Annotated in this window: 22 protein-coding genes; 12 read left to right on the top strand and 10 right to left on the bottom strand. The window is 61.2% G+C overall.

From position 1 onward, the window contains the following. Positions 1–99 precede the first annotated feature (99 nt). On the top strand, positions 100–1,014 hold the full coding sequence (locus tag L6D63_RS07755; RefSeq protein ID WP_121186034.1) for a LysR family transcriptional regulator: 915 nt from the start codon (positions 100–102) through the stop codon (positions 1,012–1,014). Here L6D63_RS07755 and L6D63_RS07750 read toward each other — a convergent pair. Both L6D63_RS07750 and tcuC read right to left on the bottom strand, forming a co-directional pair. Then, positions 1,004–1,771 carry a substrate-binding domain-containing protein gene (locus L6D63_RS07750; RefSeq protein WP_131671308.1) on the bottom strand — a complete coding sequence of 256 codons (768 nt, stop codon included), beginning with the start codon at positions 1,769–1,771 and terminating at the stop codon, positions 1,004–1,006. The genes L6D63_RS07755 and L6D63_RS07750 overlap by 11 nt on opposite strands. Before the next feature lie 12 nt (positions 1,772–1,783). After that, positions 1,784–3,076, bottom strand: coding sequence for an MFS transporter (gene tcuC, locus L6D63_RS07745; protein ID WP_047293577.1), 1,293 nt, complete (start codon positions 3,074–3,076; stop codon positions 1,784–1,786). A 426-nt stretch (positions 3,077–3,502) separates the two neighbouring features. On the opposite strand from tcuC, the gene L6D63_RS07740 reads away from it, so the two are divergent. Further along, positions 3,503–3,811, top strand: coding sequence for an RcnB family protein (locus L6D63_RS07740; RefSeq protein WP_027613230.1), 309 nt, complete (start codon positions 3,503–3,505; stop codon positions 3,809–3,811). A 10-nt stretch (positions 3,812–3,821) separates the two neighbouring features. Here L6D63_RS07740 and L6D63_RS07735 read toward each other — a convergent pair whose 3' ends face one another. Next, on the bottom strand, positions 3,822–4,901 hold the full coding sequence (locus tag L6D63_RS07735) for a sensor domain-containing diguanylate cyclase (protein WP_095668920.1): 1,080 nt from the start codon (positions 4,899–4,901) through the stop codon (positions 3,822–3,824). A gap of 163 nt (positions 4,902–5,064) precedes the next feature. Here L6D63_RS07735 and L6D63_RS07730 point away from each other — a divergent pair, with 163 nt between their 5' ends. The 3 genes from L6D63_RS07730 to dmeF all read left to right on the top strand — a co-directional run bounded on the left by L6D63_RS07730 (position 5,065) and on the right by dmeF (position 7,114). Beyond that, a complete protein-coding gene (locus L6D63_RS07730) occupies positions 5,065–5,403 on the top strand; it encodes an FKBP-type peptidyl-prolyl cis-trans isomerase (RefSeq protein ID WP_131671309.1) in 339 nt (112 codons plus the stop codon). Positions 5,404–5,896: 493 nt separating this feature from the next. Next, positions 5,897–6,172 carry a metal/formaldehyde-sensitive transcriptional repressor gene (locus L6D63_RS07725; protein WP_003223990.1) on the top strand — a complete coding sequence of 92 codons (276 nt, stop codon included), beginning with the start codon at positions 5,897–5,899 and terminating at the stop codon, positions 6,170–6,172. Positions 6,173–6,184: 12 nt separating this feature from the next. Next, positions 6,185–7,114, top strand: coding sequence for a CDF family Co(II)/Ni(II) efflux transporter DmeF (gene dmeF / locus L6D63_RS07720; protein WP_131671310.1), 930 nt, complete (start codon positions 6,185–6,187; stop codon positions 7,112–7,114). Here the strand turns inward: dmeF and L6D63_RS07715 are convergent. Further along, positions 7,111–8,214, bottom strand: a complete 1,104-nt coding sequence (locus L6D63_RS07715; protein ID WP_131671311.1) for a cytochrome P450 — start codon at positions 8,212–8,214, stop codon at positions 7,111–7,113. The two genes, dmeF and L6D63_RS07715, sit on opposite strands and share 4 nt — an antisense overlap. A 78-nt stretch (positions 8,215–8,292) precedes the next feature. Between L6D63_RS07715 and L6D63_RS07710 the strand changes: the two genes are divergently transcribed. The 3 genes from L6D63_RS07710 to L6D63_RS07700 all read left to right on the top strand — a co-directional run bounded on the left by L6D63_RS07710 (position 8,293) and on the right by L6D63_RS07700 (position 11,214). After that, positions 8,293–9,051 (top strand): ArsR/SmtB family transcription factor, encoded by a 759-nt coding sequence (locus L6D63_RS07710; RefSeq protein WP_131671312.1) that lies wholly within the window; start codon positions 8,293–8,295, stop codon positions 9,049–9,051. Positions 9,052–9,175: 124 nt separating this feature from the next. Further along, positions 9,176–10,396, top strand: a complete 1,221-nt coding sequence (locus tag L6D63_RS07705; protein ID WP_047293587.1) for a putative DNA modification/repair radical SAM protein — start codon at positions 9,176–9,178, stop codon at positions 10,394–10,396. Continuing rightward, positions 10,393–11,214 (top strand): TIGR03915 family putative DNA repair protein, encoded by an 822-nt coding sequence (locus L6D63_RS07700; RefSeq protein WP_047293589.1) that lies wholly within the window; start codon positions 10,393–10,395, stop codon positions 11,212–11,214. Before L6D63_RS07705 ends, L6D63_RS07700 begins: the two co-directional genes overlap by 4 nt. A 145-nt stretch (positions 11,215–11,359) precedes the next feature. Here L6D63_RS07700 and L6D63_RS07695 read toward each other — a convergent pair whose 3' ends face one another. The 5 genes from L6D63_RS07695 to L6D63_RS07675 form a co-directional block, all read right to left on the bottom strand. Beyond that, a complete protein-coding gene (locus L6D63_RS07695; protein WP_047293591.1) occupies positions 11,360–12,379 on the bottom strand; it encodes a branched-chain amino acid aminotransferase in 1,020 nt (339 codons plus the stop codon). Between the two features lie 242 nt (positions 12,380–12,621). After that, positions 12,622–13,995, bottom strand: coding sequence for a dihydrolipoyl dehydrogenase (gene lpdA, locus L6D63_RS07690; protein ID WP_095668923.1), 1,374 nt, complete (start codon positions 13,993–13,995; stop codon positions 12,622–12,624). Between the two features lie 4 nt (positions 13,996–13,999). Then, a complete protein-coding gene (locus L6D63_RS07685; RefSeq protein WP_095668924.1) occupies positions 14,000–15,277 on the bottom strand; it encodes a dihydrolipoamide acetyltransferase family protein in 1,278 nt (425 codons plus the stop codon). Beyond that, positions 15,278–16,336: an alpha-ketoacid dehydrogenase subunit beta gene (locus L6D63_RS07680; protein WP_041073339.1), complete on the bottom strand. Its 1,059-nt coding sequence runs from the start codon at positions 16,334–16,336 to the stop codon at positions 15,278–15,280. It lies immediately after the preceding gene. A 1-nt stretch (position 16,337) separates the two neighbouring features. After that, positions 16,338–17,573, bottom strand: a complete 1,236-nt coding sequence (locus L6D63_RS07675) for a 3-methyl-2-oxobutanoate dehydrogenase (2-methylpropanoyl-transferring) subunit alpha (protein ID WP_041073337.1) — start codon at positions 17,571–17,573, stop codon at positions 16,338–16,340. A gap of 185 nt (positions 17,574–17,758) precedes the next feature. Here L6D63_RS07675 and bkdR point away from each other — a divergent pair, with 185 nt between their 5' ends. Beyond that, positions 17,759–18,247: a Bkd operon transcriptional regulator BkdR gene (gene bkdR, locus L6D63_RS07670; RefSeq protein ID WP_027613216.1), complete on the top strand. Its 489-nt coding sequence runs from the start codon at positions 17,759–17,761 to the stop codon at positions 18,245–18,247. Between the two features lie 93 nt (positions 18,248–18,340). Here bkdR and L6D63_RS07665 read toward each other — a convergent pair whose 3' ends face one another. After that, positions 18,341–19,204, bottom strand: a complete 864-nt coding sequence (locus L6D63_RS07665) for an MBL fold metallo-hydrolase (RefSeq protein WP_095668926.1) — start codon at positions 19,202–19,204, stop codon at positions 18,341–18,343. 91 nt (positions 19,205–19,295) lie between these two features. Between L6D63_RS07665 and L6D63_RS07660 the strand changes: the two genes are divergently transcribed. The 3 genes from L6D63_RS07660 to L6D63_RS07650 all read left to right on the top strand — a co-directional run bounded on the left by L6D63_RS07660 (position 19,296) and on the right by L6D63_RS07650 (position 21,861). Continuing rightward, positions 19,296–19,637, top strand: a complete 342-nt coding sequence (locus L6D63_RS07660) for an ArsR/SmtB family transcription factor (RefSeq protein WP_003224002.1) — start codon at positions 19,296–19,298, stop codon at positions 19,635–19,637. A 169-nt stretch (positions 19,638–19,806) separates the two neighbouring features. After that, positions 19,807–21,051 (top strand): NAD(P)/FAD-dependent oxidoreductase, encoded by a 1,245-nt coding sequence (locus tag L6D63_RS07655; RefSeq protein ID WP_131671313.1) that lies wholly within the window; start codon positions 19,807–19,809, stop codon positions 21,049–21,051. Positions 21,052–21,060: 9 nt separating this feature from the next. Next, complete coding sequence (locus tag L6D63_RS07650; RefSeq protein ID WP_131671314.1) at positions 21,061–21,861, top strand: sulfite exporter TauE/SafE family protein; 801 nt, start codon at positions 21,061–21,063, stop codon at positions 21,859–21,861. The last annotated feature ends 88 nt before the right edge of the window (positions 21,862–21,949 follow it).

Here is a 21,949-nt window from a genome sequence, read left to right as displayed (position 1 = left end):
GCCTGCGGCAGCTCCTACAGGGTTCAGTGTAAGTCTGTAATAATTTGCATCAAATGGTTACATTGATAGCCTTCGCGAATCAGTCTTTCCGAGTCCGCCATGGCCATCAACTTCGACCTCAACGACCTGCAAGCCTTTCGCGCCGTGGTCGAACAGGGCAGCTTCCGCAAGGCCGCCGACACCGTGCGCCTGTCACAACCGGCCTTGAGCCGTCGCATCGAAAAGCTTGAGGACGCCCTCGGCGTAAAACTGTTCGAACGCACCACGCGCAAAGTCAGCCTGACTCAGGCCGGGCGCGGCTTCATGCCCAGTGTCGAGCGTTTGCTGGACGATCTGGATGTGGCGTTGCTGGGCATCAGCGAAGTCGCTTCGACGCGAATGGGCCACGTCACCGTGGCCTGCGTGCCGTCGGCGGCGTACTACTTCATGCCGCGCGTGGTCGCCCGTTATCACCGGCAATTTCCCCGCATCAAGGTCAAAGTCCTCGATTCCAGCGCCCACGACGTGCTCAGTGCGGTGGTCAATGGCGAGGCGGATTTCGGTTTGAGCTTCATCGGCACACAGGATGCCAAAGTCGATTTCGAACCGCTTGTGCAGGAGTGCTACGTTGTCGCCTGTCGCCGTGATCATCCGTTGGCCGGGCGCAGCAGCGTGAGCTGGGACGAGTTCTATCAGCAGGATTACATCTCGCTGGACAAGACGTCCGGCAACCGGTTTCTGCTCGATCAGGCCTTGAGCCGAGTGGTGCCGCAACGCCAGAGCATCTGCGAGACGCGGCATGTGACGACGATGATTGGTCTGGTGGAAGCGGGGCTTGGCGTGGCGGCGGTGCCGCTGATGGCGATGCCCGGGCCGGATCATCCGATCCTGACCCGGGTGCCGCTAACCGATCCGCAAGTGATGCGCAGTGTCGGCATCATCAAGCGCCGGGGTCGCACGTTGACCCCGGCAGCACTGGAGCTGGAACGGCTGGTGGTGGAAATGAAAGTCCAGCCGCCGACGCTCAGCGCTTGACCGAATCCAGCCCGGTGGCCTGTACGTCAGCCTGAGCGGCAGGCGCGGCGAGGTAGTCGAGCAGGGCCTTGGCCTCTTTTGGATGCTGCGCACCGACCGGGATGCCGGCGGCAAAACGCGTCACCGACTGCACCGATTCCGGAATCTTGCCGACAAAACTTACCCCCGGCACCGGCAGCAATTCGCTGACCTGCTGGAAGCCCAGTTGATAATCGCCGGTGGCAACCACTGAACCGACCGGGACTTTCGGGACCATCTTCGCTTTCGGTTTCAGCTGCTCCTCGATACCGAGTTTGTTGAACAACTCCTTCTCGATGTACACGCCGCTGGCACTGTCGGAGTAGGCCACCGATGTTGCGTCGAGCAGGGTTTTCTTCAGGCTTTCGACGCTGCTGATGTTCGGCTTCGGCGCGCCCTCACGCACTACCAGACCGATCCGCGAATCCGCCAGTTCGACCCGCGAGGCCGGGTCGACCTTGCCTTGTTTGATCAGATCATCAAGGGCATAGCCGACCATGATCACCACGTCGGCGTGTTCGCCACGGGCGAGGCGGTTGGGGATCGCTTCCGGCGCCTTGCCCATCGACGGGCCGAGCTGGGTGTCGAGGGTGTTGCCGGTGGCCGCCGCGAATTTCGGGCCGAGGATTTTGTAGGCGGCGGTGAAGCCGCCTGACGTCATCACGTTCAGCTGTTCAGCATGGGCCAGGGCGCTGAAAGCGAAGAGGGCGATGGCGCTGAGATTGATCAGTTTTTTCAAGGTGATTGCTCCTTATGCGGCAACCGGTTGCAAACGGCCGCCTGCGCGGCGATAGAGGTACAACGTGGCGCCCAACGCGCACAGTGCGCCGACGCTCATCCAGTAACCCGGCGCGGCCTTGTCGCCGGTGTACTGGATCAGGAAGGTCGACATCGCCGGGGTGAAACCACCGAAAATCGCGGTCGCCAGACTGTAGGCGAGGGAGAAGCCGGCCACCCGCACTTCCACCGGCATGATCTCGGTCAGCGCCGGAATCATTGCGCCGTTGTACATGCCGTAGATGAACGACAGCCACAACAGCGACAGCAACATGTGACTGAAACTCGGCGCCTGCACCAAGTACGACAGCGCCGGGTAGGTGCTGGCCAGCGCCAGCAGCGACATCGCAATCAACACCGGGCGCCGGCCGATGCGGTCGGACAACATGCCGCCAATCGGCAGCCAGAAGAAGTTAGACACGCCCACCAGCAAGGTCACCAGCAACGCATCGGAGGTGCTCAGGTGCAGCACGGTTTTGCCGAAGGTCGGCGCGTACACGGTGATCAGGTAGAACGCGGTGGTGGTCAGCGCGACCATCAGCATGCCGCCGAGCACCACGCCCCAGTTCTGGCCGAGGGTGCGGAACACTTCCTTCATGCTCGGGCGGTGTTTGCGTGCGGCGAATTCTTCGGTTTCCGCCAGGTTACGGCGCAGCAGGAAGATGAACGGCACGATCAGGCAGCCGACGAAAAACGGAATCCGCCAGCCCCAATCGGCCACCACGCTCGGCGCCATCCACGCGTTCAACGCGTAGCCCAGCGCCGCCGCGACGATGATCGCCACCTGTTGACTGGCCGACTGCCAGGCGGTGAAAAAACCTTTGCGGCCCGGTGTGGCGATTTCGGACAGATACACCGAAACACCACCCAGTTCCGCACCGGCGGAGAAGCCTTGCAACAGCCGTCCGATCAGCACCAGCGCCGGCGCAAACAGGCCGATGCTCTCGTATCCGGGCACCAGCACAATCAGGATCGTGCCGCTGGCCATGATCGACAGCGTAACGATCAGCCCCTTGCGACGACCGACGTCGTCGATATAGGCGCCAAGCACAATGGCACCCAGCGGACGCATCAGAAAGCCTGCGCCGAATACGGCAAAGGTCATCATCAGGGAAGCGAACTCACTGCTCGCCGGGAAGAACACCGCCGCGATCTGCGTGGCGTAGAAGCCGAACAGAAAGAAGTCGAACTGTTCGAGGAAGTTGCCCGAGGTTACCCGGAAAATGGCGCCGGCCCGCGAGCCGCCGTGTGGGATTGAGGCTGTCATAGAAAAAATCTCCACCGCTTTTATGACGTGCGCGACGTGGAAGCGGCGCACGGTTGTTATTGCGGCGGATGGTCGCGCAGCTGTAACAGGATGTTAATTGCATTGTTGGCATGGATTGATGCGCAAAGCGGATCAATCCTGAAAACACGTCTAACCTGTGGGAGCGAGCCTGCTCGCGAAAGCGGTGTGTCAGGTAATGAAGAGGCTGAATGTGCCGACGCCATCGCTGGCAAGCCAGCTCCCACCGTTTTTGCGGTGTACCCGCTGTTCCTGCAACACCAAGAAAACCTGTGGGGGCTGGCTTGCCAGCGATAGCGGCCTCACAGACAACTACAATTCCCGGCCAGTCCACGCAAAAAAACAAGGAATGATTCCAGTCCTCCGCAGTCGGAGTTCAGGTATCACACACCTGAAGGAGGTTCACCGATGAACAGCAAAACCCTAATCGCCAGCCTGGCCCTCGTCGCCGGCATTGCCGGGATCAGCCCACTTGTTCAAGCGGCGCAAACCTCAAGCGAACCCACCGTCCAGTCGCCGACCAGCGACCGTGAATTGAAGGTCAACGACCGCGCTCCAGACATTTATCAGCGCAGCGACAAGGCATTGAAAAACTGGAAACAGAAAGGCTTGAAAGCACCGGTCGACCAGGCGCAGTGGGTGCAGATCAACGACAAGTACGTGATGGTCATGATCACCAACGGCACCATTGTCGAGATGCAGCCTGTCGAGCGTTAAACTCCCGGACTCAAAGGCCCTGGGCGTGCAGCCGCGCAGGGCTCTCGCCCCCCAATCGATACTGATTGTTCCCACTGCGCTTGGCCTCATACATCGCCAGGTCGGCAATGTGCAGCAGTCGGTCCATGGTCGGCGCATGGTCGGGAAATACCGCGACGCCAAGGCTGGTGCCGATGTGGCGTTGGTCATTGCCGATGCTGATCGGCGGCGACAGTTCGATGAAAATCTTCTGACAGATGCTGCGGGCTTCCTCCTGCAGGTTGAGGCTCGGGGCCAGGCCTTGCAGGATCACCACGAATTCGTCGCCGCCAATCCGCGCGACGGTGTCGGTGGCGCGCAGGATGCGTTTCAGACGCGTCGCCGTGGTGATCAGCACGCGGTCGCCGGCGGCGTGACCGTAATGGTCGTTGATCGCCTTGAAACCATTGAGATCGATAAACACCAGTGCCACGCGGGTCAGGCTGCGGCGCGCCTGTTCCAGTGCTTCGGATAAACGCTCTTCAAGCACCAGACGATTGGGCAAACCGGTCAACGGGTCGAAGTGGGCGAGGTGCTGAAGGTAACTCGCCGAGGCTTTTTCCTCAGTGATGTCGCGCACCACACCCATCATCTTGATCACCGCATCGTGGTCGTTGCGCACCACATTGCCGGTTTCCCGCAGCCAGCGAATCGTGCCGTCGGGCCAGACCACGCGGTATTCCTCGTCATGGTTTTCACCGGTCTCCAGACAACGCAATTCACCCTCGCGCACTCTGACGCGGTCGTCCGGGTGCACACAGGCGCAGAATAGCGCATAAGACGGGGTGATTTCGCCGATCTTGAACCCGAACATGCCGTAGATCGCGTCCGACCAATACAGCCGGTCGGTGTCGACTTCCCAATCCCAAGTGCCGATGCGGGCAAAGTACTGGCTGCGTTTGAAACGCTCGGCGTCACCGTCCTGGTGGATGTTCTGGCGTTCGGCGGCGCGGGTCAGCAGCTCGCGGTATTCGTCCAGTTGCTTGCGCAAGCCGCGCTCGCGCCAGATCAGGACGACGATCAATCCAAGCATGACAACGCCAAGGGCAAGGCTGATCCAGAGGTCAGTCATTCGGGAACTGCCAGCATGAACAATCGATCCGTGAAGTAATGGCGGTTGGCTATCTTAATGGGTTGGCAGTCACTTCGGATACAGCGCCAATCTTCGTTAATGAGTTGCGAACAGCCGCCATTTCTGGGAAAACGGCGGCCAGCTGAACAATAGAGTGAATGGCATGAATGATGAACTGCAGGTAATCGATCTCCAGGTGGGCGAGGGCAAGGCTGCCGTCAAAGGTGCACTGATCACCACCCATTACACCGGCTGGCTGGAAGACGGTAGCGAGTTCGATTCTTCCCACCGCCGAGGCAAACCTTTCCAGTGCGTGATTGGCACGGGGCGGGTGATCAAGGGCTGGGATCAGGGGCTGATGGGCATGCAAGTGGGCGGCAAGCGCAAACTGCTGGTGCCGGCGCATCTGGGGTACGGCGAACGAACGATGGGCAAGATCCCGCCGAATTCGAATCTGGTGTTTGAGATTGAGTTGCTGGAGGTTTTGACGCGGGAGGATTGAGGCGGGCAACCGCCGATCAATCAATTTCCATGTAACCTGTGGCGAGGGGATTTATCCCCGATGGACTGCGCAGCAGGCCTTCTTGAGGTATCGCTTCGCGATCCCCCTCGTCACGGTTACTCAGGTCACCATTGCCATCGCGTTCTGCGCCCGGTGCCGATCCCGCTCATTGAGGCCCATGGCGACTTATGCGACGACGTGGGCATCTGTTTTATTGGTCATGTGAAATTCTCCTTTGCGCCGTTTTCCTTGTGGCGAGGTAGCTTGCTCCCGCTGGGTTGCGAAGCGACCCCAAGATCCATCGATCCGGATCGGATCCGGATTTCGACTGCCGTGCAACTAGCAGGTCCACCGCTTTCGCGAGCAGGCTCACTCCCACAGGGGGAGTGAAATCGCTTTCCGCATCCCGTTCATCCCTTGAAGGCTCACCGAACTTGCGATTGCCCAAGCCATCGGCGACTATGCGCGCCATATAGGGGTAGGGGGTATAGGTATGTCGCACATTCACGAACACAAAGACGAGTTGCTCAACCGCGTGCGGCGGATTGCCGGGCAGGTGCAGGCGGTGGAGAAAGCGCTGGAAGGCGATGCCGATTGCGCCAAGACCTTGCACCTGGTGGCGGCGATTCGCGGGGCGGTCAACGGGTTGATGGAGCAGTTCATCGAGGCCCACACCCGTGAGCACGTGGCGCATCCCGACCTCACCGACGAACAGCGGGCCCAGGGCGCCGAAGATCTGTTGCAAGCCATCCGCCGTTATTCCAAATAGAGCATCCGCATCATGAGCCTGACCCCAAGCGCTGAGCGTTTTAGCCACGATCACCAGTTTCTCGGCGCATCTCACGACGAAAATGCCCGCCGCACTTTGTGGGTGGTGGCGCTGACGTTGGTGATGATGATCGGCGAGATTGCCGCCGGCTACATCACCGGCTCCATGGCCCTGCTGGCCGATGGTTTCCACATGGCGACCCATGCCGGCGCGTTGGGTATCGCCGCGGCAGCCTATGGTTTTGCCCGGCGCAATGCCAACAACCGCCGCTACAGTTTCGGCACCGGCAAAGTCGGCGATCTGGCCGGATTCGCTTCGGCGATGGTGCTGGGGCTGGTGTCGCTGGGCATTGCCGGCGAGTCGATTTTTCGTTTGTTCGAACCGACCACCGTGGCGTTTGGCGAAGCGACTGTCATTGCGATTGTCGGCTTGGGCGTAAACGTCCTCAGCGCCTTCCTGTTGATGGGCCATCACGGCCATGACCACGGCCATCAGCATGACCACGGTCATGATCATCATCACCATCACGACAACAATCTGCGCTCGGCCTACGTCCATGTGCTGGCCGATGCCCTGACCTCGGTGCTGGCGATTGCCGCGTTGCTGGCCGGGCGCTATCTCGGTTGGGTATGGCTGGACCCGGCGATGGGGATTGTCGGTTCGATTGTCATCGCGAAATGGGCTTACAACCTGATGCGCGACAGCGCCGCGGTGCTGCTCGACACCACCGACGAGCCGGTGGCGGCGGAGATCCGCGAGTTGCTGGAAACCTCCGACGATGTGCGCATCAGCGATCTGCATGTCTGGCAGGTCGGCCCGCAGGCGCGGGCGGCGATTGTCAGTGTGGTCGCGGCGGCGGGCGTGACGGCGGAGGCGATTCGCGAACGGCTGGCGCCGGTGCATGAACTGTCGCACCTGACCATTGAGTTGCGCAGCGCTTAAGGCTGCACTGCGCTGAACAGTGGAATCCGCCCATTGAGCGATGGGCGGTAATGCCACGTCAGTTGTTGCAGATTCACGCCCTGATCAAGGATTTCTCTGACAGTCGCAGCGGCAATGCTCAGCGCCAGCGTCTGCCCTGGACACTGATGCCGGCCGCTGCCAAAGCTGAAACTGCGCCGGTCAGGACGATCCAGCAGAAACCGCTCGGGCTCTGCATTTAACAAAGGATCGCGGTTGGCCGAGGCCAGCAGCACCAGAATCACCTCGCCAGCCTCGAGCCGCACGCCATCGATTTCGCAAGCCTGTGCGACAAAGCGCCGAGTGTTCTGCACCGGCGGATCAAAGCGCTGAACCTCGGCCAACAGTGCGTCCACAGAGGCATCGCGCAACTCAGGTTCACGCCGTAACGCAATCAGTGCATTGCCGATCAGCCCGGCTGTCGCCTCAAATGTCTGCGAGCAGAGTCCGATCAGGTTGGCGATCAGGGTTTCTTTGTCCCCCGCGAATCGCTGCTCGATCGCCTGGAGCAAATCACTGTTGGCTTCAGCCAGCAACTCGATGAAGTAACCGCGCAATTGCTCAGCCGCCGCATGCGCCGCCGCCAGTTGCAGGACATTGCTCAGTGGCGACAGGCAGGCGACGAAATCCGCCGTCAGCTCACTGATCGCCCGACCTTGCGTCGGGGTGAAGCCAAGCAGCGTCGCGACCACACACACCGGGCCGCGAAACATCGCCTTATATAAGCCGTCCGCGTCCGCTGTCATCAGCCGTGCTGCCACCAATGCGCGTACCTGATCGTCATCGATCAACTGCAGCGCCGGTTCCACCGCAGAGCGTGGGCAGCGCTGACGCTCGCCATCGTTCATCCGCATCAACTGTCCGAACACCTTGCCAGCCAGCCCCGAGGCAATCGCCTTGGGCACCGGTTCCTGCAGCGGCCGCACCCGGCAATCGGCATGCGTCAGCACCGCACGCACCGCTCGGGCGCTGCTGGCGACCCACAGTTTCAAGCCATGATCAAAGGTCAGTCCGCCCTCGGCGCGCAGTTTGGCGTAGTAAGGGTAGGGATCGGCATGCGTCGCAGCGATGATCGGGTCCATGGTGCACAGCCTTGTCGTCGGGAAAGTGATGCGAGTATCTTCAGCTCGCAGCGAGGACGATTCGTCGGGGAACGAAATATGCACGCAGAACATCAAGACATCGGCGTTTCGCAGGTGGCAGCCGCCATCGCCGAACCGGCACGCACCAAAATCCTCTGCTCGCTGATGGACGGCCACGCCCGCACCAGCACTGAATTGGCCGCCGTTGCCGAGGTCAGCGCCTCTACCGCCAGCGCGCACCTGGCCAAACTCAAGGATCTGTCGCTGGTGCGCCTGCACGTGCAGGGCCGCCATCGTTATTACAGCCTCGCCGATCAACGGGTGGCGCAGGCGCTGGAAGCGTTGATGGTGATCGGCCAGAACGCTGTGCCGAGCTTCAAGCCGCACACTCCAGATCGTCTGCAATTCGCGCGCACCTGCTATGACCATATGGCTGGCACGCTGGCGGTGTTGCTGCATGACCGTTTGCTCGCGGCGGGATGGCTGGTGGAAACCGGCGAGCGGGCTTATCGCTTGAGCGAGAGTGGCGAGGCGCTGTTCGTGGGCTTGGGTATTGAGGTACAGGACTTGAGTACCTTGCGCCGCAAGTTCGCTTGCCCGTGCCTGGACTGGAGCATGCGTCGGCCGCATCTGGGTGGTTCGTTGGGCGCGGCGTTGTTGCAGATGGCGTTGAAACGCAAGTGGGTGACGCAGGATCTTGACAGTCGGGCGTTGGCACTGACCGTGGCGGGGCGCAAAGCAATGGGTACGCGGTTTGGTCTTGAGTTGCCGTTAGACGCGAAGGTCAAAAGATCGCAGCCTGCGGCAGCTCCTACAGTAATCGCGTACACCCGATAATTCTCGGCCCTGCCCCAGTCCCTGTAGGAGCTGCCGAAGGCTGCGATCTTTTGATCCCGTTTTGCACCTTGTGCCAATCCGACAGACTCGATACTGTACGCATAACCAGTACAGGGTCTTCGCCATGCAAATCATCGACAAGCTCAGCATTCTCGCCGACGCCGCCAAGTACGACGCCTCCTGCGCCAGCAGCGGTGCGCCCAAGCGCAGCTCCGAGGGCAAGAGCGGGTTGGGTTCGACCGACGGCATGGGCATCTGCCACAGCTACACGCCGGACGGTCGTTGCGTGTCGTTGCTGAAAATCCTCCTGACCAACTTCTGTCTCTACGACTGCCAATATTGCGTCAACCGCCGCTCCAGCGATGTTCCGCGCGCACGCTTCACCCCCGAGGAAGTGGTGACGCTGACCCTGGATTTCTACCGGCGCAACTGTGTCAGCGGGCTGTTTCTCAGTTCCGGGATCATCCGCTCGGCGGACTACACCATGGAACAACTGGTACGCGTGGCGAAGCTGTTGCGCGAACAGCATGAGTTTCGCGGCTACATTCACCTCAAGACCATTCCCGAGGCCGATCCGGCGTTGATCGAGGAGGCCGGGCGTTATGCCGATCGCCTCAGCGTCAATATCGAACTGCCCACCGATGCCAGCCTGCAAACCCTGGCGCCGGAGAAACAGATCGGTTCGATCAAGCAGGCGATGAGCACCATTTACACCGGCGTGCAAACGGTGCTCAACGAACCGCGTTCGGCGAAATTCGCTCCCGCCGGACAGAGCACGCAAATGATCGTCGGCGCCGATGACACCGACGACAGCACGATCCTGCACAGCGCTCAGTCGCTGTATGGCAACTACCGCTTGCGCCGCGTCTACTACTCGGCCTTCAGTCCGATTCCCGACAGCCCGAAAAGCGTGCCGCTGGCCGCGCCACCGCTGATGCGCGAACACCGTCTGTATCAGGCCGATTTCCTCTTGCGCAGCTACGGCTACAACGCTGATGAGTTGCTCAAGGGCCCGGGTAATCTGGCGCTGGACATCGACCCCAAACTGGCTTGGGCGCTGCAGAATCGCGAAGTGTTTCCGCTGGACCTGAACCGCGCCGAGCCGTCGCTGATCGCGCGCATCCCGGGCATTGGCCTGCGTACCACCGAGCGTCTGGTGCAATTGCGCCAGCAACGGCGCATTCGCTACGAAGACGTGGCGCGCATGCGCTGTGTGCTGGCCAAGGCCAAGCCATTCATCATCACCAGCGACTACCACCCGCAGCAGGCTGAAGTCACCAGCCACATGCTCTATCAGCAACTGCGCGACCGGCCGCAGCCGCAACAGATGGGATTGTGGGGATGATCAATCTCGATTGCGACGACCTGTTCGACACCTGGCGTCAGCAGGCGCGCTGGCTGCTCAGCCATGAAGTCGACCCGAGTCTGGTGAGTTGGGCGTCGGAAGGGGTGAGCGATCTGTTTGCCAGTGACGTACATGTGCCGGAGGGGCAGGGGCCGTTTCAGGCGCGCATCCCTCGCGCATTGCTTGATACCCTGGAGCAAGCCGCACGCTACCGGGGCGACCAGCGCTGGAGTCTGTTGTATGAAGTGCTGTGGCGGGTCAGCCACGGCGACCGCACGGCGATGATGGCCGGCGATAAACTCGGCAGCGAGTTGCAGCGGCGGATCAAGCAGGTACAGCGTGAAGCCCACCATTTGCATGCGTTCGTGCGCTTCATCGAACGCCCACAGGATCAGCCGGGCCCGCAATACGTCGCATGGCACGAGCCGGCCCACGACATCCTGCACAGCGCCAGCGAGCATTTCATCGGGCGCATGGGCCGGCATCGCTGGTTGATCGCCACGCCGCGTGACGGGGTTTATTACGATGGCGAGCAATTGATCCATCAACGCCAATGCCCGCTGGAATGGCAGCAACTGGCGCAGAACGTCGATGACCCGCACGGCGAGTTGTGGCTGACGTACTACAGCCACATCTTCAACCCGGCGCGGTTGAACGAGAAGGTCATGCAAGGGCACTTGCCGGTGCGTTTCTGGAAGAATCTGCCGGAAGGGGAGTTGATTCCCGGATTGATTACCCAGGCGCGCACGGGCAAGCAACAGAATGGTCAGGCCAGCGGGATCGCTGCGCGAGGTGGGAAGCGGATTGCGCTGAAATAGAAAATCAAAAGATCGCAGCCTGCGGCAGCTCCTACAGGAGATCTGTGTAGGAGCTGCCGCAGGCTGCGATCTTTTGATCTTGCTTCCAATAAAAAGCCCCCCATCGATCACTCGATGAGGGGCTTTTGTGCAACTGGCCGTCAGATCAAACCTTGACGATCCAGCCCGCTGGCGCTTCGATGTCGCCGGTCTGCACGCCAGTCAGCTCTTTGTAAAGCTTCTGGGTGACCGGGCCGACTTCGGTTTCGCTGTGGAACACGTGCAGGTGGTCGTTGTAGCTGATGCCGCCGATCGGGGTGATCACCGCAGCGGTACCGCAGGCGCCGGCTTCCTTGAAGTCCGACAGCTTGTCGATCAGCACGTCGCCTTCCACCACTTCCAGGCCCAGACGGGTTTTCGCCAGTTCGATCAGCGACAGGCGGGTGATGCCTGGCAGTACGGAGGGCGAGTTCGGGGTGACGAACTTGTTGTCGTGGGTGATCCCGAAGAAGTTGGCCGAACCGACTTCCTCGATTTTCTTGTGGGTCAGCGGATCCAGGTAGATGGCGTCAGCGAAGTGCGCCTTCTTGGCCTGGGAGCCCGGCATCAGGCTGGCGGCGTAGTTGCCACCGACCTTGGCCGCACCGGTGCCTTGTGGCGCGGCGCGGTCGAAGCTGGAGATCTGGAAATTGTGCGGGGTCAGGCCGCCCTTGAAGTAGGCGCCGACCGGGATCGCGAACACCGAGAAGATGAACTCTGGCGCGGTGCGCACGCCGATGTTGTCACCCACGCCGATCACGAACGGACGCAGGTACAGCGCGCCGCCGGTGCCGTATGGCGGGATGAAGCGCTCGTTGGCGCGAACCACTTCTTTGCACGCTTCGATGAACTGCTCGGTCGATACGTGCGGCATCAGCAGGCGGGCGCAGCTGCGCTGCATGCGCGCGGCGTTCTGGTCGGGACGGAACAGGTTGATCGAGCCGTCCTTGCAACGATAAGCCTTCAGGCCTTCGAAGCACTGCTGGCCATAATGAAGGGCCGTCGAGCCTTCGCTGATGTGCAGCACGTTGTCTTCGGTCAGGGTGCCTTTGTCCCACTCGCCATTGCGAAAGTACGACAGATAGCGTTTGTCGGTCTTGATGTAGTCAAAACCCAGCTTGTCCCAATTGATGCTTTCGTTACCCATGACACCCTCTATCACTGAACAACCGTCGAAACGGTTCAAGGCTTCTGACGTTTTTTTGGATGGGCACAACAATACTTCATTCTGGAGCGGTTTCGCAGCCCGGACGATGGGGGGAAAAGCAGATTTATTAGCCTGCTTATGAAAAATCCTTGTCCATCGCTGAAAAGATCGCAGCCTGCGGCAGCTCCTACAGAATCGGCAACCCCCCGTAGGAGCTGCCGCAGGCTGCGATCTTTTGATCTTTAAAGGTGCAACGCATGCCCCAAAGCCCGCAACGCCGCTTCCTGCACCGCTTCACCCAGGGTCGGATGCGCATGGATGGTGCCGCCGATGTCCTCCAGGCGCGCGCCCATTTCCAGGCTTTGCGCAAACGCCGTCGACAATTCGGAAACACCTGCTCCGACCGCCTGCCAGCCGACAATCACATGATTGTCGCGACGCGCGACTACGCGCACGAAGCCGCTTTTCGATTCCAGGGTCATCGCCCGGCCATTGGCGGCGAACGGGAAGCTGGAAACGATGCAGTCCAGCCCGGCAGCCTTGGCCTCGTCCGGGGTCTGGCCGACCACCACCAGTTCCGGGTCGGTGAAGCACACGGCGGCGATGGCGGTCGGATTGAATTCGCGGTGCTTGCCGCTGATCAGTTCGGCAACCATTTCGCCCTGGGCCATGGCGCGGTGCGCGAGCATCGGTTCGCCGCTCAGGTCGCCGATGGCGTAGACGTTGCGCATGCTGGTCTGGCAGCGGTTGTCGATCTTGATCGCCGAGCCGTTCATATCCAGATTCAGCGCTTCGAGGTTCCAGCCCTGCGTATTCGGCTTGCGACCGACGGCCACCAGCACCTGATCGGTTTCCAGATTGAGGGTGTCGCCGTTCGGGTCACGCACCTGCAGAGTGCCGTCGAAACCCAGCACGCTGTGCTTGAGATAGAGCTTCACGTCCAGTTGCTTCAGCGCTTCGTGCACCGGTTGCGTCAGCTCGGCGTCATAGGCCGGCAGGATGCGATCCTGCGCCTCGACCACGCTGACTTCGGCGCCGAGCTTGCGGTAAGCAATGCCCAGCTCCAGACCGATGTAACCGCCGCCGACCACCACCAGACGTTTGGGTACCGCTTTCGGTGCCAGCGCTTCGGTGGAGGAGATGATCGGCCCGCCAATCGGCAAAATCGGCAGGTTGACGCTGGTCGAACCGGTGGCCAGCACCAGATGTTCGCACTGGATCCGCGTGTCGCCGACTTCCACGGTTTTGCCGTCGATGACTTTGGCCCAGCCATGGATGACCTGGACCTTGTTCTTTTTCAGCAGCGCGGCGACGCCGGTGGTCAGGCGATCAACGATGCCGTCCTTCCACTCGACGCTTTTAGTGATGTCGAGGGTCGGCGCGGAAACGCTGATGCCCAGTGCCGAATGCTGGTTGTGGTGTTGAGTCTGGTGAAACTGCTCGGCTACATGAATCAGCGCTTTCGACGGAATGCAGCCGATGTTCAAGCAGGTGCCGCCGAGCGATTGGCCTTCGACCAGAATCGTCGAGATGCCCAGTTGCCCGGCGCGAATCGCCGTGACGTAGCCGCCGGGGCCGCCGCCAATGATCAGCAGCGTGGTGTTCAAGGTTTGCATGGCGTCACTCCACAAACAGGGTCGCGGGTTGTTCGAGCAGACCACGAATGGCCTGGATGAAGAGCGCCGCGTCCATGCCGTCGACCACGCGGTGATCGAAGGAGCTGGAGAGGTTCATCATCTTGCGGATCACCACCTGGCCTTTGACGACCATCGGCCGTTCGACGATTTTATTCACGCCGACGATCGCCACTTCCGGCAGGTTCAGCACCGGCGTGCTGACGATGCCGCCAAGGGCGCCGAGGCTGGTCAGGGTGATGGTCGAGCCGGACAACTCGTCGCGGCTGGCCTTGCCATTGCGGGCGGCATTTGCCAGACGCGAGATTTCTGCGGCGCTGTCCCACAGGCTGCGCGCCTCGGCGTGACGCACCACCGGCACCATCAGGCCGACATCGCTTTGGGTGGCGACGCCGACATGCACCGCGCCAAGGCGGGTGATGACCTGGGCTTCGTCGTCGTAACGGGCGTTCATCTGCGGAAAGTCGCGCAGGGCCACGACCAACGCGCGCACCAGGAACGGCAGCAAGGTCAACTTGCCCCGGCTGGCGCCGTGTTTCTCATTCAGATGCGCGCGCAGTTCTTCGATGGCGGTGACGTCGATTTCCTCGACGTAGCTGAAGTGCGCGGCACGCTGAGTGGCGTCCTGCATGCGCTGGGCGATCTTGCGGCGCATGCCGATCACCTGAATCTGTTCTTCGTCGTTGCGCTGGGCGTAAGCGGCGACCGGTGCCGAAGCGTTCGACTGCCCCTGCGCCAGATAGGCTTCGAGGTCTTCGTGCAACACGCGACCGGCCGGGCCAGTGCCGCGGACCAGACGCAATTGAATGCCCAGATCCAGCGCATGTTTGCGCACGGCCGGCGAGGCCAGCGGACGTTCATCGGCTTCGCGGGCAACCATAGGGCCCTGGCACACTGGCGCCGGACGCGGTGCGGCAGCGGCGGCAGGTTTGCTTTCAACGACAGCTTCAACTTTGGGTGCGACTGGCGTTTCTTTCGCCGTAACAGGCGCCGGTTTGTCCGACTCCTTCAGATTGCCGGCGCCTTCCACTTCGATGCTGATCAGCACACTGCCGACCGCCATCACTTCCCCCGGCTGACCGCCGAGGGCAATCACTTTGCCGTGGACCGGTGACGGAATATCGACCATTGCCTTGTCGGTCATCACGTCCGCCAGCACCTGGTCTTCAACGACCAGATCACCGACCTTGACGTGCCACTGCGACAGCTCTACTTCTGCGATGCCTTCGCCGATGTCCGGCATCTTGATAACGTGCGTGCCCATTCAGACCTCCATGACCCGTTTCAACGCCGCGCCCACTCGGGACGGCCCTGGGAAATACGCCCACTCTTGCGCGTGCGGGTAGGGCGTGTCCCAACCGGTGACGCGTTCGATCGGCGCTTCCAGGTGATGGAAGCAATGCTCTTGCACCAGCGCTACCAGCTCGGCGCCGAAACCGCAGGTGCGAGTGGCCTCGTGTACCACCACGCAACGCCCGGTTTTTTTCACCGATTTGACGATGGTGTCCAGGTCCAGCGGCCACAGGCTGCGCAAGTCGATGACTTCGGCATCCACGCCGGATTCTTCGGCAGCCACTTGCGAAACATACACGGTGGTGCCGTAGGTCAGCACGGTCACGTCCTTGCCTGGACGGGTGATCGCGGCGACGTCCAGCGGTACGGTGTAGTAACCGTCCGGCACCTGAGCTTGCGGGTGTTTCGACCACGGGGTTACCGGGCGGTCGTGGTGGCCGTCGAACGGGCCGTTGTACAGGCGTTTTGGCTCGAGGAAGATCACCGGGTCATCGTTTTCGATCGAGGCGATCAGCAGGCCCTTGGCGTCATACGGATTGGACGGCATCACGGTGCGCAGGCCGCACACCTGAGTGAACATCGCCTCGATGCTCTGGCTGTGGGTCTGACCGCCGTAGATGCCGCCGCCGCAGGGCATGCGCAGGGTCATCGGCGCGGTGAACTCGCCGGCCGAGCGATAACGCAGACGGGCGGCTTCGGAAATGATCTGGTCAGACGCCGGGTACACGTAGTCGGCAAACTGGATTTCGGCGACAGGACGCAAGCCGTAGGCGCCCATGCCCACCGCCACACCGACGATGCCGCTTTCGGAGATCGGTGCGTCGAATACCCGCGAGGTGCCGTACTTGGTCTGCAGGCCTTCGGTGCAACGGAACACGCCGCCGAAGTAGCCGACGTCCTGCCCGAACACCACCACATTGTCGTCACGCTCAAGCATCACATCCATGGCCGAGCGCAGGGCCTGGATCATGGTCATGGTGGTCGTGGTCATGGCGGTTTCCAACTGAATATTGTTGTTGTGATCGTTCATGTCAGATCCCCAACTGCTGACGCTGGCGCTTCAAGTGCTCCGGCATCTCTTTGTAGACGTCTTCGAACATGGTCGCGGCGCTTGGAATCTGGCCGCCGGCGAGGGTGCCGTACTGTTCGGCCTGTTTCTGCGCGGCAATCACCTCGGCTTCGAGTTCGGCGCTGACGGCGGCGTGCTCTTCTTCCGACCAGTGGCCAACCTTGATCAGGTGCTGCTTCAGGCGGGCAATCGGGTCGCCCAGCGGGAAGTGGCTCCAGTCGTCAGCAGGACGGTATTTCGACGGATCGTCGGAAGTCGAGTGCGGGCCGGCGCGGTAGGTGACCCACTCGATCATGGTTGGGCCGAGGTTGCGCCGGGCGCGTTCAGCCGCCCAGGCGGAGGCGGCGTAGACTGCGTAGAAGTCGTTGCCATCGACGCGCAACGAGGCGATGCCGCAACCGACGCCGCGTCCGGCGAAAGTGGTGGCTTCACCTCCGGCGATGGCCTGGAAGGTCGAGATTGCCCATTGGTTGTTGACCACGTTGAGAATCACTGGCGCGCGGTAAACGTGGGCGAAGGTGAGGGCGGTGTGGAAGTCCGATTCGGCGGTGGCACCGTCACCGATCCACGCCGAGGCGATTTTGGTGTCGCCCTTGATTGCCGAGGCCATGCCCCAGCCGACGGCTTGAATGAACTGAGTGGCGAGGTTGCCGGAGATGGTGAAGAAGCCGGCGTCCTTGACCGAGTACATGATTGGCAACTGCCGGCCCTTGAGCGGATCGCGCTCGTTGGACAGCAGCTGGCAGATCAGGTCGACCAGCGGCACTTCGCGGGCCATCAGAATGCTTTGCTGGCGGTACGTCGGGAAGCACATGTCGTCGATGTTCAAGGCCAGGGCCTGGGCGCTGCCGATGGCTTCTTCGCCAAGGCTTTGCATGTAGAACGACATTTTTTTCTGGCGCTGGGCGACCACCATGCGGTTGTCGTAGATCCGCGTCTTGAGCATGGCACGCATGCCCTTGCGCAGGATGTCGACCGGCACATTTTCAGCCCAAGGGCCGAGGGCGTTGCCCTGATCGTCGAGCACCCGAATCAGCCCACGCGCCAGGTCGGCGGTGTCGGCAGGTTCGACGTCAATGGAAGGTTTGCGCACCGTGCCGGCATCGGTCAGATGCAGGTAGGAGAAGTCGGTTTTGCAGCCTGGGCGGCCCGAGGGTTCAGGGACGTGCAGACGCAGCGGTTCATACGCTTGGGTCATGGCTTCTACGCTCGATCTTGTGAATTTCTTGTAGTGAGCTGGCAATCATTCTTGGGTGAAAGAAATCTTGTCCTACAACAATCATAGGCCCGGCCAAGAAGAATATTTCTCTCTGTTTCGTTGCGTTGGAGACGATTTGCAGATAGAAATTCTGCATAAACATAAAAAACAGGTGGTTTTGTCTCATGCGCAAACTGGACCGTACCGACATCGGCATTCTCAACAGCCTTCAGGAGAATGCGCGCATCACCAACGCCGACCTCGCACGCTCGGTGAACCTGTCGCCGACGCCGTGTTTCAACCGGGTCAAGGCAATGGAGGAATTAGGGCTGATTCGCGAGCAGGTGACGCTGCTGGATGCCGATCTGCTGGGGCTGCACGTGAACGTGTTCATTCACGTCAGTCTGGAGAAGCAGGTCGAGGAGGCGTTGCAGCATTTCGAAGAGGCGATTTCCGACCGCCCCGAGGTGATGGAGTGCTACCTGATGGCCGGCGATCCGGACTATCTGATCCGGGTGCTGGTGCCGACGATTCAGGCGCTTGAACGCTTCATGATGGACTTTCTGACCAAGGTGCCGGGGGTGGCGAACATCCGGTCGAGTTTTGCCTTGAAGCAGGTGCGCTACAAGACCGCGTTGCCGTTGCCGGCGAATGGGTTGACGCTGGGTTCTTGAAGATCAAAAGATCGCAGCCTTCGGCAGCTCCTACGCAGGGCACGCACAAACCATGTCCCTGTAGGAGCTGCCGAAGGCTGCGATCTTTTGCTTTTAGAGCTTATTGATCGGCACCTTCAGGTAAACCACACCATTGTCCTCGGCCGCCGGAAAATTCCCCGCCCGCACATTCACCTGAATCGCCGGCAGCAACAGCGTCGGCATGCCCAACCCCGCATCGCGCTGGGTGCGCATCTCGACAAACGCCGCCTCGTCGATCCCGTCATGTACATGAATATTGCTCAGACGCTGCTCACCGACGGTGGTCTGGCACTGCGCGGCGCGGCCTTCGGGCGGGTAGTCGTGGCAGACGTAGAGTTTGACGCTGGCGGGGAAGGCCAGCAGTTTGTGGATCGAGTTGAACAGCTGATGCGCGTCGCCGCCGGGGAAGTCGCAGCGGGCGGTGCCGACGTCGGGCATGAACAGCGTGTCGCCGACCAGGATCTGCTCGCCGTCGATCAAGTAGGCCATGTCCGCCGGGGTGTGGCCGGGGACGTGCAGGGCGGTGGCTTTGAGATTGCCGATCCTGAACGACTCGTTCGGGGCGAAGAGGTGATCGAACTGCGAGCCGTCGACGCAGAATTCCGGCTCCAGATTGAACAGCGTCTTGAACACATTCTGCACTTTGCTGATCGACTGACCGATGGCGATCTTGCCGCCCAGTTCGCGGCGCAGGTACGGCGCGGCGGACAGGTGGTCGGCGTGGGCATGGGTTTCCAGCAGCCATTGCACCTGCAGGCGGTGGTCACGAACGAAGGCGATGATTTTGTCGGCCTGTACGGTGCTGGTGCGACCGGCGGCGCCGTCGTAATCGAGGACCGGATCGACGATTGCACATTGCCCGCCATCGGCTTCATAGACCACATAGCTGTAGGTCGAAGAGGCGGGGTCGAGGAAAGCTTCAATCTGCGCGGGCATGGACACCAACCTGAATCAGGGAAATGGGTTGCAACACTTTATCTAAAAACATAATGTTCGCAGCTTAAGTGACGTTGAAGGCATCATGCAAATGCAATCCAGTCTGACCGAATGTGAAGTCGCCCAATTGCGGGCCTCCGCCTCCAAGGCCTGCGCGCTGCTCAAGGCTTTGGCCAATGAGGACCGTCTGTTGATCCTGTGCCAGCTGACTCAGGGCGAACGCAACGTCGGCGAGCTGGAAAAAATGACCGGTGTGCGCCAGCCGACGCTGTCCCAGCAACTGGGCATCCTGCGCGATGAAGGCCTGGTGGCGACCCGCCGTGAAGGCAAATACATCTTTTACGGCCTGGCCAGCCCTGAAGTGATTCAGGTGATGAAGACCCTGTCCGGGTTGTATTGCGGGGCGGTGCTCAAGAGCTGGGGCCACCCATAAATGTCAGCCAACACAATACAAAACCTGTGGGAGCTGGCTTGCCAGCGATGGCGGAGTGTCAGTCGCCATCAATAGCGGTTGACAAGTCCCTATCGCTGGCAAGCCAGCTCCCACAGGTTTCGTGGTTTGATTCGAAAAAATCCTTGCGTGCAGCAATAAGGAACAAGCAATGAACGATCAACACTGGGGCCCATCCATCAGTGCAGACATCGTGGTCATCGGCGGCGGCACTGCCGGCATCGGTTTTGTCGCCAGTCTGCTCAAGCGTGATCCCACTCTGAATATCACCGTGATCGAGCCGAGCGCCCACCACTACTACCAACCGGCGTGGACGCTGGTCGGCGGTGGCGCCTATGACGTCAAGGACACCGTGCGGCCGATGAGCAAAGTGATGCCGCGTCAGGCCACCTGGATTCAGGCGGCGGTGACAGCGGTGGATCCCGACACACGTCACCTCACGCTCAACGATCAACGCCGCGTCAGCTACCAGAACCTGATCGTCTGCCCCGGCCTGCGTCTGGCCTGGGAGAAAATCGAAGGCCTGCAGGAAAGCCTCGGCCAGCATGGCGTGACGTCCAACTACAGCTATCAGCATGCGCAGTACACCTGGGATCAGGTGCAGAAACTGCGCGGCGGCAAGGCGCTGTTCACTCAGCCGGCGATGCCGATCAAATGCGCTGGCGCGCCGCAGAAGGCGTTGTACCTGTCGTGCGATCACTGGCGCAAGACCGCTATGCTGAATAACGTTAACGTCGAGTTCAACCTCGCCGGTGCCGCACTCTTCGGTGTCGCGACCTTCGTCCCGCCGCTGATGAAGTACATCGAGAAGTACAACGCGCAACTGGCCTTCAACAGCAATCTGGTCAGGGTCGACGGCCCGGCGAAAACCGCCTGGTTCGAGATCAAGGACGCTGACGGCAACGTCACCACACAGGCGAAAACCTTTGACCTGCTGCATGTCGTGCCGCCGCAAGTCGCGCCGGACTTCATCGCCCAGAGCCCGCTGGCCGACGCCGCCGGCTGGTGCGAAGTCAATCCGCACAGCCTGCAACATCCGCGATACCCCGAAGTGTTTGGTCTCGGTGACATCTGCGGCACCCCTAACGCAAAAACCGCTGCCGCCGTGCGCAAGCAGGTCGTGGTCGTCGCCGAAAACCTTCTGGCGCTGCGCAAGCGGCAGCCGTTGCCACTGAAGTACGACGGCTATGGTTCCTGCCCGCTGACGGTGGAGAAGGGCAAGGTGATCCTCGCCGAGTTCGGTTACGGCGGGAAGTTGCTGCCTACCTTCGCCCTTGATGCGACCGTGCCGCGCCGCTCGGCGTGGTTTCTCAAGGCGACGCTGCTGCCGTGGTTCTACTGGAACGGCATGCTCAAGGGCCGCGAGTGGCTGACCGGTTTGTCCAACGTCGACTGAGAACTCCCTATGTTGCTGGCAAGTCTGTTTGGCGTGTTGATGGGGCTGATTCTCGGGCTGACCGGGGCGGGCGGCGGGATTCTCGCGGTGCCGGCGCTGGTGCTCGGCCTCGGCTGGAGCATGACTCAGGCCGCGCCCGTGGCGTTGTTCGCGGTGGGCAGTGCGGCAGCCGTCGGTGCCATCGACGGTTTGCGTCATGGCTTGGTGCGCTATCGCGCGGCACTGCTGATTGCGGCGCTTGGCGCGGTGTTTTCGCCGCTGGGGATCTATTTCGCGCATCAGTTGCCGGAGCAGGTTCTGATGATCCTCTTCAGCCTGCTGATGGTCATGGTCGCCTGGCGCATGTTGCGCCGCGAGCGTGCGCAAGAGGGACCGAGCGACCACGGCCACGCGAGCTGGGGGCAGAAGAACTGCATGCTCAATGAACAGACCGGGCGCTTCGACTGGACCGCCAAATGCACCGCGACTCTTGCGGTATTGGGCGCGGTGACCGGCGTGGTTTCGGGCTTGCTCGGCGTCGGCGGAGGGTTCCTGATCGTGCCGGCGTTCAAGCAACTGACCGATGTGCAGATGCGCGGGATCGTGGCGACGTCGCTGATGGTGATCAGCCTGATTTCGGCGATTGGCGTGATCGGATCGTTTCACGCAGGCGTGCGGATTGACGCACAGGGCGCGGCGTTTATCGTCGCCAGCATCGTCGGCATGATCATCGGGCGCAAGCTTTGTGCGCGGGTCCCGGCGCGGACGTTGCAGGTGGGGTTTGCCAGCGTGTGTCTGGTGGTGGCGGGGTATATGTTGTTGCGTGCCTGAATGTTGGCAGATCAAAAGATCGCAGCCTTCGGCAGCTCCTGCAGGAATCGCATTCCCATGTAGGAGCTGTCGAGTGAAACGAGGCTGC

It is taken from the genome of Pseudomonas parakoreensis, assembly GCF_021602155.1.
GTDB lineage: Bacteria > Pseudomonadota > Gammaproteobacteria > Pseudomonadales > Pseudomonadaceae > Aquipseudomonas > Aquipseudomonas parakoreensis.
This window is presented reverse-complemented; position numbering and strand designations above follow the sequence as displayed.

Coding starts and splice junctions, on each gene's coding strand:
- L6D63_RS07710 (WP_131671312.1), top strand. CDS start 8,293: ATGCACGCAGAACATCAAGACATCGGCGTTTCGCAGGTGGCAGCCGCC.
- bkdR (WP_027613216.1), top strand. CDS start 17,759: ATGCGCAAACTGGACCGTACCGACATCGGCATTCTCAACAGCCTTCAG.
- L6D63_RS07740 (WP_027613230.1), top strand. CDS start 3,503: ATGAACAGCAAAACCCTAATCGCCAGCCTGGCCCTCGTCGCCGGCATT.
- lpdA (WP_095668923.1), bottom strand. CDS start 13,995: ATGCAAACCTTGAACACCACGCTGCTGATCATTGGCGGCGGCCCCGGC.
- L6D63_RS07660 (WP_003224002.1), top strand. CDS start 19,296: ATGCAATCCAGTCTGACCGAATGTGAAGTCGCCCAATTGCGGGCCTCC.
- L6D63_RS07735 (WP_095668920.1), bottom strand. CDS start 4,901: ATGACTGACCTCTGGATCAGCCTTGCCCTTGGCGTTGTCATGCTTGGA.
- L6D63_RS07675 (WP_041073337.1), bottom strand. CDS start 17,573: ATGACCCAAGCGTATGAACCGCTGCGTCTGCACGTCCCTGAACCCTCG.
- L6D63_RS07650 (WP_131671314.1), top strand. CDS start 21,061: ATGTTGCTGGCAAGTCTGTTTGGCGTGTTGATGGGGCTGATTCTCGGG.
- tcuC (WP_047293577.1), bottom strand. CDS start 3,076: ATGACAGCCTCAATCCCACACGGCGGCTCGCGGGCCGGCGCCATTTTC.
- L6D63_RS07695 (WP_047293591.1), bottom strand. CDS start 12,379: ATGGGTAACGAAAGCATCAATTGGGACAAGCTGGGTTTTGACTACATC.
- L6D63_RS07655 (WP_131671313.1), top strand. CDS start 19,807: ATGAACGATCAACACTGGGGCCCATCCATCAGTGCAGACATCGTGGTC.
- L6D63_RS07715 (WP_131671311.1), bottom strand. CDS start 8,214: ATGGACCCGATCATCGCTGCGACGCATGCCGATCCCTACCCTTACTAC.
- L6D63_RS07665 (WP_095668926.1), bottom strand. CDS start 19,204: ATGCCCGCGCAGATTGAAGCTTTCCTCGACCCCGCCTCTTCGACCTAC.
- L6D63_RS07705 (WP_047293587.1), top strand. CDS start 9,176: ATGCAAATCATCGACAAGCTCAGCATTCTCGCCGACGCCGCCAAGTAC.
- L6D63_RS07700 (WP_047293589.1), top strand. CDS start 10,393: ATGATCAATCTCGATTGCGACGACCTGTTCGACACCTGGCGTCAGCAG.
- dmeF (WP_131671310.1), top strand. CDS start 6,185: ATGAGCCTGACCCCAAGCGCTGAGCGTTTTAGCCACGATCACCAGTTT.
- L6D63_RS07680 (WP_041073339.1), bottom strand. CDS start 16,336: ATGAACGATCACAACAACAATATTCAGTTGGAAACCGCCATGACCACG.
- L6D63_RS07725 (WP_003223990.1), top strand. CDS start 5,897: ATGTCGCACATTCACGAACACAAAGACGAGTTGCTCAACCGCGTGCGG.
- L6D63_RS07685 (WP_095668924.1), bottom strand. CDS start 15,277: ATGGGCACGCACGTTATCAAGATGCCGGACATCGGCGAAGGCATCGCA.
- L6D63_RS07755 (WP_121186034.1), top strand. CDS start 100: ATGGCCATCAACTTCGACCTCAACGACCTGCAAGCCTTTCGCGCCGTG.
- L6D63_RS07730 (WP_131671309.1), top strand. CDS start 5,065: ATGAATGATGAACTGCAGGTAATCGATCTCCAGGTGGGCGAGGGCAAG.